This is a genomic window from Streptomyces sp. NPDC012637, from assembly GCF_042954805.1.
Taxonomy (GTDB): domain Bacteria; phylum Actinomycetota; class Actinomycetes; order Streptomycetales; family Streptomycetaceae; genus Streptomyces.
This window is the reverse complement of sequence record NZ_JBIBDS010000006.1, coordinates 74969-89897: the sequence shown is the minus strand read 5'-3', so window position 1 is coordinate 89897 and position 14929 is coordinate 74969. Positions and strand designations below refer to the sequence as shown.

The following is a 14929-nucleotide window of genomic DNA, read 5'->3' as shown; positions in this document are numbered from 1 at the left end:
CATCCGGCTACTCCTGGCGCTCGCCCAGGAAGCCGGTGAGCACGGTGCCGGAGAGGAGGCGGAACCGCTGGATGGCACCGGGCAGTTCGGGGTCCCGGACACGAAGAGACCGCAGGGCCTCCTGAAAACGCCGTTCGTCGTCCATGGCGTCCATCATGAGGCCCTGCGGTTCCGCGTGAGCGGATCAGTCGGTGTAGTAGCCCGTCACGTCGGCGATCAGGTCGACCGAGCCGTTCTTGTTGTAGAAGGTGATCTTTCCGTCCTTGACCGGGACGATCACCCCGTTGGGCACGGTCTGCCCGGCGGTGAAGTTCAGGTTCGACGCCGAGGTGCGGGTGGTGCCGTACGGGTAGACGGAGACGAAGCTCGCCTCGGTCGGGTTCGTCGCGGTCACGTTGAGGACGACGGCCTTGTACTTCGTACCCACGGTCAGGCTCACCGTCTGCCCCGCGCCGACCTTGGCCTTCGGCACGCCGGTGCCGTTGCGGGTGTCCATCAGGCGCTTGGGCTGCATGCCGGTGAAGACGGAGCCGGTGCCCTGCTTGAAGTAGCCGGCGACGTCACCGATGAGGTCCACGGAGCCGGCCCGGTTGTAGAAGGTGACCTTGCCGTCCTTGACCGGGACGATCACCAGGTTCGGCACGGTCTGCCCGGCGGTGAAGTTGAGGTTCGACACGTCGGGACGGGTGGCGCCGTACGGGTAGGCGGCGACGAAGCTCGTCGCGGTCGCGTTCGTCGCGGTCACGTTCATGGCCACGGCGGTCACGTTCGGGTCGGGGATCGACAGCGTCACCGTCTGCCCGGCACCCAGCTTCGCCTTCGGCACGCCGGTCCCGGTGCGGGTGTCCATCAGACGGGACGGCGTGACCGCCTCGTACGAGGAACCGGCCGTGCCATCGGCGTAGTAGCCGGCGACGTCGGCCAGAAGGTCGACGGAGCCGTTCTTGTTGTAGAGCTGGACGTAGCCGTCCTTGACGGGGACGGTGACGAGGTTGGCGGCGGTCTTCCCGGCCTTGAAGTTGAGGCTGGAGGCCGAGGTCCGCACCGTCTCGTACGGGTAGACCGAGACGAAGCTGTCGGCCGTCGCGTTCGTGGCGGTCACGTTGAGCACCACCGAGGTGAGTCCCTCGGCGGGCACCCCGCCCCGGCCCCCGACCTTCAGCAGGACCGTGCCGTTCGGGCCGACCTTCGCCTTGGGCGCGCCGAGCCCGGAACGGGTGTCCAGGAGGCGGGCGGGCGTCACCGGCGTGTACGTGCCGGGGACGGTGCTCAGGGAGCTGCCGTAGACGTCGAAGGCGCCCCACTTGGACTGCGCCGACCCGACGCCGTCGAGCGGACGGGCGATCAGTTCCCAGCGGTACTGGCCGGACTCGATGCCGCGGCCCCGGGAGTCCTTGCCGTCCCACTCGACGCGGACGGCGGCACCGGCGCCGTGCGCCCCGCTGAAGGTACGGACGACCTGACCGTCGCCCTTCGTGACCTTGAGCTCCCAGGAGACGGGCCGCGAGAAGCGCCACACCGGCTCCCAGGTGCTCTCCGGCTCGACGCCGGACAGGTCGGCGTAGGACAGGGCGGGTACGGAGGAGTCGAGCATGGCCAGGGGCTGGTGGGCGAGACCGACCCGCTTGACGTGGACGTCCCGTGCCGCGTCGAGGAAGGCCACGCCGCCGCCGAACTTGTCCACGGTCCACGTGGTCCTGCGGCCGGAGCCGTCTGCCGAGGCGGGCAGGTCCGCGAAGTCGGAGGTCTGCCCGGTGGCCGCGTCCGTCAGCCTGAGCTTGTCGCCCTCGTGCCGGACGACGAAGCCGTCGCCGAGCAGGGCCTCGCCGACCGGGACCGCGACGCTCTTCTTCAGGGTGAGGTCGTAGACGCCGGCCTTCTCGGCTCCGCAGGCCCAGTACAGCCAGCGGCCCGCGGAGGCCTGGAGCTCGGTCGGCCGGCAGCCGGACGTGAGGTCGATCGCGGTCGAGGTGGTCTTCGTCTTGAGGTCGTACGAGTTGACCAGGTTGCCCGTGGCCGCGGAGGGCTTCCACAACTTGGTGTCCCACAGGGCGGCGGGGGAGTTCTGCAGGGTGAGCAGGACGCCCGACTCGCCCGCGTAGCGCTTCTCGAGGTCGCCGACGTAGGTCGTGTCACCGGCCTTCGCGAGGAAGAAGCGTCCCGCGCCGTCCACGACGGAGGCGCCGTCGGGGATGCCCTCCACCGGCCAGAAGGAGGACGTGCTGGTGGGAAGCATCACGCTGTTCCGCCACGCGACGACCGGGTCGCCGTCGCCGAGCGAGGCGAGCCCGGACGGGGCGGCGCCGAGGAAGCGGAAACGGGTCTTCGGCGCCGTCGAGGCGGGAGTGCCGCCGATGTTGGTGTCGACCTCGGCGAGTTCGACCATGCCGTCCCGGTCGGTGGGGCTGAGGTAGTGCAGCCGGTCGCCGCCCAGGGCGAGGTGGGTCACCTTCCGGGGCATCGGCGGGATGTCGCGCACGGGGGTCGCCTGCGGCGTGCCGTCGGAACTGGCCGAGATCCGGTGGAGGGCCCAGTCGAGGGTGCTGCTGCCGCCGGCGACGAGGACGCTGCCGTCGGGCGCGATGGCGTAGCTGCCCTGCTGGGCGTACTTCAGGAGCTCGGTGGCCGTGCCGCCGCCGACGGGGACGGAGCGCAGGGTGTGACCCGCGAGGTAACCGTTCTCGGGGTAGAGCAGGTTCCGCTGGAAGACGACCGTGTCGCCGGTGACCGTGAAGTACAGGCCCGGTCCCTCGTTGCCGACCGGCGCCGGAAGTGCGGTCTCCACCGGCTGGGCCGACGGGTTGTCGCGGGGTACGGAGATCAGCGGCCTGCCGTTGCCGGGGTAGTACACGACGTGGCGGTCGCCGAGGACGTACCAGCTGGTGGTCGCCATGGCGGCCGGCAGCGGCTTCACCGTGGCCGTCGCGTAGTCGAGCAGATAGGTGCCGCCGTCCGTGCTGTCAGCCGTGGGGCGCAGCCGGAGGATCGCGCCGCGCAGGTCCTGCTTGACGGCGAGGATCGGGCTGAGCCCCTTCGGGACCTCGGCGATCGGCTGCGCGATCGTCGTGCCGTCCTCGCCCGCCCGGTAGAGGGTGAGCGAGGTGAGACCGGTCGCGTCCGCGGTGTAGGCGAGGGTGGTGTCGGCGTTGTAGGTCCTGGACCACACCTGGCCGCCGGGCAGCGTGATGCTCTTCTTGGCCCCCGAGCCCACGCCGGCGATGGTGACCGTGCGCGGCTGGTCCGACGGCTCGGCGCTGATCGTCGCGTGGATACCGGAGTGACCGGTGGTCTGGGCATTGCTGATCGGGGTGTGGGCGCCCGTTGCGTAGTCCGTCCAGACCGTTCCGGTGCCTTCGAGGGTGTGCGCGTAACCGGTCGGGCCCGCGTGCTTCAGGGAGTCGACGCGCGGCTGCTCGCGGCCCGGGTTCGGGATCACCACCTCGTCGGTGGCGGTGGTGCTGGTCGTGACCGTCGGGGCCGCTGCCGCGGGCGCCGCGACCGTACCGGATATGCCGGCGGTGATGCCGAGGGCGGTGGCTGCGGCCAGCGACGCTCTACGGGCGTGCATGTTCAAGGAAGTCCCCTCCGAATGGCCTGATCAGGCGGGGGACGGGTGGCCTTCGTTCCACGCGTACTCCGCGCGGCCCCCTCCGGCGCTTCCCGTCTCCCACCGCCTGTCCGAAACCATGATCGTAACAGCGGCCTCCTTCGCGCCGCGGTGGAGGCCTTCGGCCGATGGCGCCCCGCGCCCCGGTGCCTTCGTCCGCCACCTTCCGGCACGTCGCGATGAAGCGTTCGGCGCGGGCCCGGGTCACCGGCCACGACGGAGCAGCGATGCAGAACGAGCGGTGGCCGGCGTCAGCTGCCGCACCCGCAGCCGTCGGCGGCCCGCGCCCCGGCCCGGCTCCGGGCCGGGTCGGGACTCTGCTCCCGGACGGTGCAGCAGGTCTCCGGCGCGGCGCCGTCCTTGGCGAGGGTGTCGGCGTCGGCCTTGACGACGTACACCTCCCAGGGCTCCTTGCCGGGGCCGGTCACCCACACCTTGTCCTGGAGCGCGTAGCAGCAGGAGGTGTCGTTCTCTTCGAAGGTGGCCAGACCGGCCTCCTGCAGACGGCCGGTCGCCGCGGCGACCTCCTCGGTGCTCGCGACCTCGACGCCGAGGTGGTCGAGGCGGGTGTCCTCGCCGCCCTCGCCCTCGATGAGGACGAGCTTGAGCGGGGGCTCTGCGATGGCGAAGTTCGCGTAGCCGTCGCGGCGCTTGGCGGGCTCGGTGCCGAACAGCTTGGAGTAGAAGGCGACGGAGCTTTCGAGGTCTGCGACGCGCAGGGCGAGCTGAACACGGGACATGGCGGTCTCCCTGACCCAGGTCTTGCTTCGATATCTGTCTATGCAGCAAGCATCCCTCGCCGCATAGATGGCTGTCAACATAGACGCATGTCGAATCCCGGATCGCAGGTGCTCGGCCAGGACGGCGAGACGGCGTGCTGCTCGCCGATGGTCCGCGAGCCGCTCGTGGAAGCAGTCGCCGCCGACCTGGCGAGGATGTTCAAGGCGCTCTCGGACCCGGTGCGGCTGCGGCTCCTGTCCCTGATCGCCTCCCACGACGGCGGCGAGGCCTGCGTCCGTGACCTGACCGGCCCGTTCGACGTTTCCCAGCCGACCATCTCGCGCCACTTGAAGGTGCTGCGCGAGGCCGGCCCGGTCGGCTCCGAGCGACGCGGCACCTGGGTCTACTACTGGGTGCTGCCCGCCGCGCTGGCCAGGCTGTCCGCGCCGCTCCAGACCCCGGCCGACACCGCCACCACCGCGGAGGGCGCGAGATGACCGCGACAGCGTCGCTCGCACGCCGGGCCGCGGTCGAGTTCGTCGGGACCGGCGCGCTGGCCGCCGTCGTGGTCGGATCCGGCATCCAGGCCACCACGCTCCTGTGGCGCGACGTGGTTCTGCTGGAGCGCCGCAGCCCCGCCGTCTCCTGACCAGCCGGACTGGGCGTTTCCCGAGGATCAGGCTACTGAGGGAGTACGAGTTGGCCCGGCAGGGCGCTCGGTTCTAGTGGTCCGAGCCCCAGCGCCAGAGGAGCTCCCCGCCCTCCCGGACCGCGGCCCAGCGGACGGCGGCCGCGTCCAGTCGAGGCCCCGTTCTCGCCAGCGCCTGCGCGTCCAGCGGCGCCGGGCCCACACCGCGGCCCTCCGTGAGGAGGCCGCGCCAGACCCGGTAGGCCCAGTTCACCGACAGTTCGGCCGCCATGACGGCGTTGCCACCCCGGCGCAGCACCTTCACCCCCGAGCGGCGGTGCCGCCCCGGGGCGACGAGCTCGAAGCCCTGAAAGGTGGCACCGCGCGCCGTCGCGCCCCAGAACCCGTCCTCGATGCCGAGGGCGGTCTCCACGACGGCGTGCACCAGGTCGTGCGGCATGCTCGGACCGTCCGGGTGGGCGGGGAGCCTCACGTCCGGCCCCTTGCGGGCGCGGACCAGAATCTCGTGCTGATTGCCCGGCAGCTTCCGGAAGACCATCTCCATCACGCACGACGGTAGGCGCGTACGCGCCCGCCGCCAAGCGGTTTCCCGGAGCCCAGCGCCGCGCGCCCGGGAGGCCTCCTGGCCCGCGCTGAGCGGAGTCCGTGTCGCGCCCGACCAGGGCCGAGCCGCTCCCTCCTGGGACTGCGAGAGCGCGAGACTGGGCGATTGGCGATTGGCGATTGGCGATTGGCGATTGGCGATTGGCGATTGGGCGACTGGGCGACTCGGGACTGGCGGACGACGGGACGGCGGGACGGCGGCACGGCGGGTCTGCGGGATGGCGGGTCTGCGGGACGGCGGGGCGGCGGGGCGGCGGGACTACGGGACCAAGGGGCTGGCGGGGCGCGGGACTGCACGAGTGCGTCAGGTGACTTCGGCGAGGAGGTGCGGGCCGTTGTTGCGGACGTCGTTCACGGCCGTGGAGACGGGCCGGGCGTCGAGTCGGCCGTCGGCCGGCCGGGTGAGCAGGCCGCGGAGGTCGTCGGTGTTGTGGTGGCGGGGGTCGAGCCAGGCGTCGTAGTGGTCCGGGGCGAGGGCGAGCGGCATACGAGGGTGGATTCGGCCGGCCGCGTCGGTGGCCTCGGTGGTGATGATCGTGCAGGTCGTCAGCCAGGCGTCGGGATCGTCGTCGTTCGTGATGTCGGGGTTGCGCCAGTACTCGTACAGGCCCGCCATGGCCATCAGCTGCCCGTCGGCGGGCTGGATGAAGTACGGCTGCTTGCGGGCCTTGCCCGTCGCCTCGTCCTTCACCGGCTCCCACTCGTAGAACCCGTCGGCCGGGAGCAGACAGCGCCGTCTGGCGAACGCGCGGCGGTAGGCGGGCTTGTCGTGCACCGTCTCGACCCGGGCATTGATCATGCGGGCGCCCACCTTCGGGTCCTTCGCCCACGACGGCACCAGCCCCCACCGCAGCGCGCGGAGCTCACGGCGCACCTCACCGCCGCCGTCCTCCTCGCGAGCGGTGCGCTCGAGGACGGCGTAGACCTGGTCGGTCGGCGCGACGTTCCAGCTCGGCGCCAGCGTCTCGTCGGGGCGCCAGTCGGTGACCTGGAAGAGCCGGGTCAGGTCCTCGGGGCTGCGGGTGGAGGCGTAACGACCGCACATGGACCTACTGTGCCACGGTCCACGCGTGCTGCGAGCGTGTCGGTGTAGCGCTGGTCCTTGCGCCAGAGCCGCCTTGGAAGTCGTTTCTCATGGCTGAGCGCGCTCCGGTTTGTCGCATGAAGTGCGGAGTGCTGTCAGCGCGTCCCAGCCGTCTCCCTGAGCGAAGAGGCGGCCAGCGGCGCCCTGGCCGGTGTCCACGATGACGTAGTGCTCGGGATTGAGGGCCATGCCCCAGGGCTCGAGGACGTGGACGCGGGCCAGAGTCCGGCCGCACGCCGTGCAGCCGATCCAAGGCACCAGGACGAGCTGATCGCCCAGGCCGACTGTGCTCGCGGGCAGGGGCGCGCTGACCGGGTTCTCGATCAGTTGCAGGACCGAGGCGGTGCCGCTGCCGGGGCACTGGGAAAGGCGCGGAGCAAGAGGAAGCGGCCACATGCCCCAGGCTTCGCAGACAACGGCGATCTCGGCCCGGGTGGTCTCGTCGATGGGCACCTGGTGCCGCAGCAGGGCGGAGACGAGCAGTTCGAGGCCGCCTTCCTGTTCGCCGATATCCCAGCAGTCCACGACGGCCTGGGCGTCGTCGGGCGGCAGGAGGGCGGCGAGCCGCTGCCAAACGGCAGCTTCGTTGGTCATGCCGGGAGAGTAGTGCGAGGGAGTCGGCGGTGTTCGGACGAGGGTTGCGGCTCTGCCGACGAAGGGGAGGAAGTGTCCGGCCGTCTGGCACGAGCCGTTCGATGAGATCCGTTTGCGTCTTCTGCAGCAGGTCCAGGCCGCGGCGGACGCTTGCTGCGGCGGCCCGCTGTTCGGCCACCATGGGGTGGGCCGCCATGGCCTCCGCAGCCTCCCTTGCCGGACCAGGACCTCGAACAGTTCCCCGCGTGCCTTGACCGTGCCGACGTCCCGCAGTTCTGCGGCAGCAGCGGCGAGGTGGCCGGCGGTGCTGAGGAGACGGGACCTGACGATGCAGGTGTCGCTCCACGGATCCGGGTGGGCTTCGACCACGGCCATCGCTTCCTCGACCCGCCCGAGACCGGCAAGAGCGAAGGCCTGCCGGCTGTGCTGGAACTCCTCATGGCCGCTCCGCTCGCCGGACCGGCCGGCCCCTGGAGTCGCCACTCGGCAGGCTGCGTATCGTCTGCTGGTGATCCACCGTGACAGGGGAGGGCATGGGCAGGCAGGAGACGTACCGGAAGGTGTACGCCCCGCTGCGGCGGGCGGGCGTGGAGGTGCTTGAAGGCGGCGTGCCGGAGGTGGTCCTGCCGGTGTCCGTCGTGAGTGCGACGGTCAGCTGCACTCAGGAGGAGACCGGCCGACGAGATGCATTCACCGACTTCCGCGAGCCGCACCTCATCGAGCACGCCAACCGGGGTTGGTACGAGTTGGCCACATCCTTCGGTCTGTTCGATGCCAACCGAGAGTTCCTGCTCGCCCTTCCCGCCCACCGGTACAACCCGCGGGGAGACGTCGACCAGCCCAGGCTGTGGCGCCGGGTCCGGCTTCTCGACACCTGGGACGTCATGGGCGCGGCGTGCGCGATCCCGCGGGGCAGATCCGTAAGCGGGTACGAGGAATGTCTGCTCGGCTCGCGGGCAGGACGGCCGGAATTCGCGATGCTGTCACTCGACAGCACCGTCTGCGTGGTCGGGACGACCTGGCAGGACGGCATCGGCACCCTGGCTGTGCCCGACCCGGGCGACACGGTGCCCGTACGCCGCATGATCGACTGGGAGGTCAGCGGGGCGGACGTTCCACCCGATCGTCGCGCCCAAGCCCTCGCGTGGCTGCGGCGGAACACGCCGGCCGGGGTATCTGGGCGTGACCGGTCGGATCCGACACCTCGCCCCCGCGCATGACGGTCGCGACCGCCTCCCCGCTCCAACTGCCAGGGCGCTCTCCGTGCCGTTCCGGCAGCACCTGGACAAGAGGGCTTACATCCTCCGCTGCAACGTCCCTGCGGCTGCGGCTGCGATCCGGGGATGACTCAGGGAGTGATCGGGGGGCGGGTTACGGGGGCGGTGGGTGTCGGGTGTCGGATTTCTGTTGGGGTGGGTATTCGATCGGGTCGGCTTCCCAGTACCAGTCTTCCCCTTGGTGGACGGCTCGTCCGGGGACGGGGTTGGGTCCGCCGTCGCGGCCGGCGTGCCAGTGGATGAGCGCGATCACCGCGCTGAAGAAGAGGACCATGCCGAGGACGGCCCACGCTGCCGGGTCACCTGCGGCGAGCCGTGGCCCGCCCGTGGTCCAGAGGTAGCGCCCGAGCCGCCAGGCCACCATCACCAGCACGTACCCGAGCCCGAGGGCGAAGGGCAGAAAGACCAGCGCGATAGCCAGACAGCCTTTGTCCACGCTCCCGCGTCGTCTCATGCCAGCCCCTTGTCGCTCCGCCCGCTTGCCGGGTGTTGCCGGGTCGGGGCATACCCGGCCCTGGCCGGCCCGACACCGGGGCCGCCAGGACTTGCTGCCGTGCAGGTTCGCGCCTGAGATGTGCCAAGAGAGAGCCGCAGTCCGGTCCGGTCGGAAATCCAAGTGGATCCTTCGATCTGGGCTTGCCACGGCCGGTCGGATCCGGTCCCGTCCAAGGCCCCCTTTGCAGCCCGCATGCTGACGGAGTCGATCGCGCACCGCGAGCAGTCCAGTGCCCCACGGGGCCCGGCTCATCGAGGACGACGCGGTGGAGCCGGGTCCAGAGCCGCGCCCGGCTCCACGGGGCGAAACGTGGGCAGACCGTCCGCCCAATCGGGCCGAAGACCGGCAGGAGCTGCCGCCGGGGGCGCCCCATCCCCACCCAAGCCGGTTCATCTGCCGCCCCGCGCACCGGCGTTGGTACAGTCCGCGATCACGGCGAGAAGCACCTGGCTGACCAGGACTTCAGGTGGGGGGCCTGCCCGTCGAGCCGCAGTGGATCCGCCGCACCCACCGTGGCTGGCCGCCGTCTACCGCCGGACCCACCCCGGCGTCGACATCCGCATCCGCGACACCGATCTGACCGACCCGACGTGCGGGGTGCGCGCCGGACTGGGCGACGTCGCCCTGACCCGGGCGCCCTTCGACGAGACCGCCCTGACGGCGCGTACGCTGCGAACCGACCCGGTCGGCGTGGTCCTGCGCGCCGACGACCCGCTGGCCGGCCGGGACCGGCTGCGGCCGGCCGAGCTGAGCGACCGCCGCCGGTTCCGGTTCCCGCAGGGCACCGACCCGATCTGGCAGGCGTACTGGAACGGTGGCACGCCGCGCGAGGGCCCGCTGGTGCGCGCCGTCCAGGAGTGCCTGCACGCCGTGCTGTGGAACGGCACGGCCGGCCTGGCCCCGCTCGGACACGACCTGCCCGCGGAGCTGGTCGTGGTGCCGCTGGTGGACATTGGGCCGAGCCGAGTGGTGGCGGTCCGCAACGAAGGTGACACCAACCCCTTGATCCGGTCCTTCATCGATATCGCGGCAGCGGCCTACCGTCACTGAACGGCCCGTCAACCGGTGCGTTCGGATCCGTCCGTCACCGAGCAGGCGATCTCTGGTCAGAGCTCCCCCGGATGTCCACGTCGGCAAGCCACGGCCCTGCCGGCCTCCTCGACCAGTGGTGGGCGACCTGCACAGCGGTCGACGAAGACGCAGCGAGGACCGACGGCCCTCCGCGCCCTGGTGACGAGCGACTCGTCCTCAGGGCAGATCGCGGGCCGAGAGTCGGCCCGCGCACCGCCGCGACCTACCGAGCAACGACCCAGAGGACAGCGCCGGAGTCACCCGTGGCTCTCCTCACCGGTTCTGGCTTCGGAAGAGAGGGAGCCTCTTCGTGAAGGCCTTCCGTGGCGCGGTCTCCTGGTCGGCCGCAGCCGGCGCGGGTGTCTCGGGCGGGCCGCTTCTCCCGGTTGCCTCGGCGAGTGCGGCGAGCGCCGATTCGGCTGCTTCGCGGTAGAGGTCGCACGACTCCGTCATGGCCTGGAGCGCCTTCGCGTACCGGGTGACCATGGCCCGAGCGTGGACCAGCTCCTCCTCCTGGGTGAGCAGGTGCCAGCCCTGGCGGAGGCGTGTCAGGGCCGCTTCGGCGTCGGTCGGCAGCGGCCGCGGCAGGGAGGCGTACTCCGTGATCTTGCAGAGGAGTTCGGTCGGTTCCGTGCCGTCGAGGAAGACGTCGCGTACGGTGAAGCGCTCGGCCTCGTAGCCTGCAACCTGCGGTGTCGACGGCAGGACGACGGCACCGCCGCGGGGCAGCCCGACACCCAGCTCACGCTTCAGCGCGAAGTCGGCGATCAGAGCCTGCTCCGGCGTAGCCCGGTGCTCGACCACCCGGTGCTTCAGGCCCGGCGGCAGGAACGCCGTGACCGGTCGTCGCCCCAGCGCGTCCGGCGTCATCGCCTCGTGCACCACGACATGGATGAACCAGCTCTGCCGGGCGCACTCCCGCAGCATGCGGCGCAATTCACCGTCGTCCTTCGGCAGGTGATTCGCCGCCCGTAGACGCACGCCCGACACGCTGTCGTGATCCCAGGCGACCCGGTCGCTGTCGGGCCAGAACACGGTGGCGGGGGAGAGCCAGCGCGCATCCCACGGCCGCTCCGCCTCGGCGGCGAGCACCCAGGCGACCTCGTCATCGCCGTCGCCGCGGCGGGACACCGGCTCGTACGTGGTGAGCTGGGCGCGCACGGTGGCGCCGTCGGTCACCCGCCAACGGGCTTCGAAGAGACGGCGGGCCGACGGACCGGGATCGGCGGAGGCGTCCCGGGGGAACAGATCCGTCGAGCGGGCCGCCTCGACCGGGTCGAGGTCCAGGAAGTCGTCGATCACCCCGGCCGCCTTGAGGGCGATCAAGTTGCGCCGGACGTCCCGCTCGGCTTCCGGCCCGAGGTGACGCCCACGTGCGAGCCAGGCGGTGTCGGGGGCAGTGGTCGATGAAGGGCTGCTCTTGGCCATGGAACCGTCCAGTGGGTGATCAGGGCCCGACCAGTATGGTCCGTGGCCCGGCGGTCGAGTCCACCAGCCCGCCGACCCGGTCGGTGACACCGCCTGACGGCCGGCCGCCGACCTCGGGGAACCGCGAGATGGACGAGCGGGGAACCGCTCCCCGTGTACGCGCGCCGCGTCGGCCCGGGCGCGTACGGGAAGGCGTGCGCTGATCCTGAGAGGGCGCTCCTTGCCTACGGCCGGCAGCTCGCCGGTCTCCCGGCCGGTCGTATCGGTCGTGCCGCGGGCTCGGTCCTGGGTGCGAACGGCAGCCTGGACGCGACAGCGGAGTAGGAGGCCGACGCGACCGCGCCGCAGACCCGTGTGGGCCGTTTCAGAGTGAGTCGTAATGAGTCGGAGTGGGCCGGAATGAGTCGGAGCCGGGCGGAGCGGGTCGGAGTGAGAACGCCGAGCGACAGCGCTCAGGCGGACGGCTGAGGGGCCGCTTGGCACTCGAGGGGTGTGAGGTGGGCGGCGTCGGCGAGGAGGCGGGCCGTCCGCATTCCCGCTTCGACGACGTGAGGGGTGTCGCTCGGACGGCAACGCTGGGACCCCGGGTCGTACTCGGTCATGATCACACCGGCGTGATCGGTTTCGGGCTCGTCGAGCCAGGCGGGCCAGCCCTGGCGCTGTAGCGCCGTGTGGAACTGGCGCGATTGCCGGACGGCCACGACCGGATCGGCGGCTCCGTGAACCAGTCGGACAGGGATGGCCGACAGCGTCATCTCCGCCTTCGCCAGTTCGTCGATCGGGGCGCGGCCTGTCAGCGGGTTAGGCCGGGTGTAAGCGCCGGCGATGCCGACGACGGCACGAGATCGCCAGCCGTCGAGTGCGAGCGGGTCCATGGCCGCAGCGACCGCAGCGTTGCTTCCCAGGGACCAGCCGGCGAGTGCGATCCGTCCGGTGTCCCCGCCGAATGCGGCAGCGTGCTGCTGGACGAAGAGCGCGGATTCACGCAGGTGGGTCCGGCCGCCGTCGTCGGCGTCGGGCCGCCAGTCCGGAACGAAGCACACGACGCCCAGCGAAGCCGCGGCCCGGGCGAGTGGCGCGAGGACGTCCCGCTCGTCCGGACCTCTTCCATGCCAGAGCAGCACGACGGGCGAGGCCTCCGATGCCGCCGCGGGTCGGTACACGTCCAAACGCTGCCCACTGGCTCCGTACGTGAGTCCGCCGGCCACAGCGACATCCAAGGTCACGACCACCCATCCCGTTCCGCATGACGTGCTGGCGTTTGTATGGCACGCCAGGCCCTGACCCTACCCAAGCGAACCCCAGGTGCGGTGCCCACGTGGCTGGGTGTGGCGGTACAGGAGGTCTCGTGTCCGTCCGGCTCGCTGGGCTCCTTCTCCCACCGGCGTCGCCCGCTTCGAGGCTCTCGAAAGGCTGAGACCCGCCAGCGGGCCTGCACGGATCTCGTCGCGTCGGCCGGGCGGCCGATCGGCAAGCCGGTGCCGCGCGAACGAGTGCTCGGGGACGCGCGGTTGGCGGCGCACCGACCGGCCGCCCGGGCCGCCGTGGACCCGGATGCGGGGGCGGGGCGTTCGGGAGTGCGTGGCGACGTGGTCCGACCGAGGGGCTGTCACATCTCTGCGGTGAAACACCGCCGCCGGTCGGGCTGGCGGGGCCCAACCACGGCACGGACACCGCGCGTTGGTGCGGTGGCGCCCCTTGTGTCGAGATGCGACCGGCATCCGACTTCCTGAACTCGCTCAACGCCGGTGACGAGACGCCCGGTTCCGCCCGCTACGCCACCTGGCGCTCACCGTGTGACTTGATCATCAGCCCCAGGGAGAGCGTGGCCCTCTCCGGTGCTCTCAACGTCAGCGCCTGCTTGGGCGTTGACCTGCACAGGGACCAGACGGTCTACGAGCAGGTCAAGACGCACATCGGCTAGCCGAAGGTCCGGGGGCCTGCGGGTGCGCGGCGGCTCGGGCAGGGCACCTGAGCGACCCCGCCGTGCTCCGAGACTCTCGCGTCGGCCATTGCGGAGGGAGGCTCGGGTGCCTGCGGGAACGGCGGTGCGCCTTGCAGCGAGCCGGGCATTCCGCCTGGCAGAGCGTCGGGCATTGCGCCTGGCAGAGCGCCGGCCGGAGCGCCGGCCGGATTCAGTTCACCGGCATGCCGATGCCCGGCAGCCACAGACGGCCGTGATCGTTGACCGTCAGCTCCCACGCCACCAGCTCGTCCGGACAGGCCGAACCACGGCCACGGACGTCGGCGACCAGGAGCCGGGCCGCCGACCTGGCCGCCGAGGGGTCCTCGTCGGCGAACGCCGCCCGCCACCAGCCGCCGTCGCGCTCCTGCCAGCCCCGCTCCCGCATGATCTCCTCCAGACCCGGCTCCGCGGCCGTCGTCCGGTGATCCACCATCAGCGACAGCTGACCCCGGTTCTGGCTGTAACCGACCCGCAGGTGCCGCGGCCAGTCCCGCGAGCATCCGACGACGAAGGACGCCCAGTCGCCCGGCAACTGCACCGGCAGCTGCTCCATCCACGAGTCCAGGAGCAGTTCGAGCGAGGACTCGAGGTGCTCCCAGGAGGCGGCCGTGTGGTGGCCGTCCCAACGGAAGGCCGGCCAGCTGCGCTCCGGCCCCCGGTGCAGGAGCCAGAGGTAGGGAAGCGCGTCGAAGCCGTGCGGCTGCTCCGGCCGCCAGCCGACCGAACCCGATTCCACGGCGGTGTACTCGCGTCCGTGCAGGTCCGACGCCGTGTGCACCGAGAGCGTGGCGCCCTGCGGGGTGCCGGCCAGCAGCACGACGTGCGGCCCGGTGTGCCAGCGCACGCTGGGGCCTGCGGCTGAACCTCCGTACAGGGTGGGCTCGCCGAGCTCGGCCGCCACCGCCTCGTACACCGGCCGCAATGCCTCGCGCCGGGTCGCGCGGTCGGCCCCGGGCGGGTACGGGGCGACGATCACGGCAGGCTCGCCCAGGTGGGCGACCGGAGAGTCGTGCAGGGCGCGCGCGTGGGCGGCGGCACTTGCGGGACCGGAAAGGGAGAGGGGCGTGCTGGTAGCCATAGCGCCATCGTGCCAGGTGGTCTTCGCCGTCCGGTGCTCGGCCTGACGGGACTTGGATGTCGCACGCGCGTCCTGACGGCGAGCCCTCGGCCCTGGGCTGACCGCTCTCGCCTGCCGGCAGGTGGGTGTCAGGGCCGGTGGAGCTCAGAAGGCGCCCGCCTGCCCGCAGGTGCGTGTCCGAGCCGGTGGAGCTCAGGGCGCGCTCGCCTGCCTGCACCTCGGCGTCCGAGCCGGTGGAGCTCAGAACGTTCTCGGCTGACGGTCAGTCGGCGTCCGGGCCGCTGGAGCCCGGCACACGTGCGTCCCGCTCCTCCCTCCACGGCCGCTGAGGTACCGGCACCTGCCGATAGAGTGAG

Annotated in this window: 15 protein-coding genes and 1 pseudogene; 6 read left to right on the top strand and 10 right to left on the bottom strand. The window is 71.6% G+C overall.

Translation table 11 applies throughout. The features are described 5' to 3' along the window. Positions 1–7: 7 nt before the first annotated feature. The 3 genes from ACFY8W_RS23590 to ACFY8W_RS23580 form a co-directional block, all read right to left on the bottom strand. A complete protein-coding gene (locus ACFY8W_RS23590; RefSeq protein WP_391108508.1) occupies positions 8–145 on the bottom strand; it encodes a hypothetical protein in 138 nt (45 codons plus the stop codon). Between the two features lie 39 nt (positions 146–184). Then, positions 185–3568, bottom strand: a complete 3384-nt coding sequence (locus ACFY8W_RS23585; protein ID WP_391108506.1) for a hypothetical protein — start codon at positions 3566–3568, stop codon at positions 185–187. A 290-nt stretch (positions 3569–3858) separates the two neighbouring features. Further along, positions 3859–4347: an ArsI/CadI family heavy metal resistance metalloenzyme gene (locus ACFY8W_RS23580; RefSeq protein ID WP_391108503.1), complete on the bottom strand. Its 489-nt coding sequence runs from the start codon at positions 4345–4347 to the stop codon at positions 3859–3861. 87 nt (positions 4348–4434) lie between these two features. On the opposite strand from ACFY8W_RS23580, the gene ACFY8W_RS23575 reads away from it, so the two are divergent. Then, complete coding sequence (locus tag ACFY8W_RS23575; RefSeq protein WP_391108501.1) at positions 4435–4824, top strand: metalloregulator ArsR/SmtB family transcription factor; 390 nt, start codon at positions 4435–4437, stop codon at positions 4822–4824. Beyond that, positions 4821–4976, top strand: coding sequence for a hypothetical protein (locus ACFY8W_RS23570; RefSeq protein ID WP_391108498.1), 156 nt, complete (start codon positions 4821–4823; stop codon positions 4974–4976). Before ACFY8W_RS23575 ends, ACFY8W_RS23570 begins: the two co-directional genes overlap by 4 nt. Before the next feature lie 73 nt (positions 4977–5049). Here ACFY8W_RS23570 and ACFY8W_RS23565 read toward each other — a convergent pair whose 3' ends face one another. From ACFY8W_RS23565 to ACFY8W_RS23555, 3 genes are all read right to left on the bottom strand, one after another. Further along, a complete protein-coding gene (locus ACFY8W_RS23565) occupies positions 5050–5520 on the bottom strand; it encodes a hypothetical protein (RefSeq protein ID WP_391108495.1) in 471 nt (156 codons plus the stop codon). A 363-nt stretch (positions 5521–5883) separates the two neighbouring features. Further along, positions 5884–6624, bottom strand: a complete 741-nt coding sequence (locus ACFY8W_RS23560) for an SOS response-associated peptidase family protein (RefSeq protein WP_391108492.1) — start codon at positions 6622–6624, stop codon at positions 5884–5886. 87 nt (positions 6625–6711) lie between these two features. Then, complete coding sequence (locus tag ACFY8W_RS23555) at positions 6712–7257, bottom strand: hypothetical protein (protein WP_391108489.1); 546 nt, start codon at positions 7255–7257, stop codon at positions 6712–6714. A gap of 213 nt (positions 7258–7470) precedes the next feature. Here ACFY8W_RS23555 and ACFY8W_RS23550 point away from each other — a divergent pair, with 213 nt between their 5' ends. Together ACFY8W_RS23550 and ACFY8W_RS23545 are read left to right on the top strand one after the other, a co-directional pair. Continuing rightward, the gene (locus ACFY8W_RS23550; RefSeq protein WP_391108486.1) at positions 7471–7779 is read left to right on the top strand and encodes a hypothetical protein; all 309 of its coding nucleotides are present in this window, start codon (positions 7471–7473) and stop codon (positions 7777–7779) included. Positions 7780–7790: 11 nt separating this feature from the next. After that, the gene (locus ACFY8W_RS23545) at positions 7791–8477 is read left to right on the top strand and encodes a hypothetical protein (RefSeq protein WP_391108483.1); all 687 of its coding nucleotides are present in this window, start codon (positions 7791–7793) and stop codon (positions 8475–8477) included. 151 nt (positions 8478–8628) lie between these two features. On the opposite strand, the gene ACFY8W_RS23540 is transcribed toward ACFY8W_RS23545, so the two are convergent. Continuing rightward, positions 8629–8988, bottom strand: coding sequence for a hypothetical protein (locus ACFY8W_RS23540; protein WP_391108480.1), 360 nt, complete (start codon positions 8986–8988; stop codon positions 8629–8631). 558 nt (positions 8989–9546) lie between these two features. Between ACFY8W_RS23540 and ACFY8W_RS23535 the strand changes: the two are divergent. Then, positions 9547–10080, top strand: a pseudogene (locus ACFY8W_RS23535) (LysR substrate-binding domain-containing protein); the annotation flags it as partial. A gap of 294 nt (positions 10081–10374) precedes the next feature. On the opposite strand, the gene ACFY8W_RS23530 reads toward ACFY8W_RS23535, so the two are convergent. Next, entirely contained in the window at positions 10375–11529 is a 1155-nt protein-coding gene (locus tag ACFY8W_RS23530) for a hypothetical protein (RefSeq protein WP_391108477.1), read from the bottom strand. Positions 11530–11981: 452 nt separating this feature from the next. Continuing rightward, positions 11982–12692: an alpha/beta fold hydrolase gene (locus ACFY8W_RS23525; protein WP_391108474.1), complete on the bottom strand. Its 711-nt coding sequence runs from the start codon at positions 12690–12692 to the stop codon at positions 11982–11984. 545 nt (positions 12693–13237) lie between these two features. Here ACFY8W_RS23525 and ACFY8W_RS23520 point away from each other — a divergent pair. Next, complete coding sequence (locus ACFY8W_RS23520; RefSeq protein ID WP_391108471.1) at positions 13238–13453, top strand: hypothetical protein; 216 nt, start codon at positions 13238–13240, stop codon at positions 13451–13453. Between the two features lie 211 nt (positions 13454–13664). Here the strand turns inward: ACFY8W_RS23520 and ACFY8W_RS23515 are convergent, their stop codons facing one another. Further along, positions 13665–14573 carry a hypothetical protein gene (locus ACFY8W_RS23515; protein ID WP_391108469.1) on the bottom strand — a complete coding sequence of 303 codons (909 nt, stop codon included), beginning with the start codon at positions 14571–14573 and terminating at the stop codon, positions 13665–13667. Between the last annotated feature and the right edge of the window lie 356 nt (positions 14574–14929).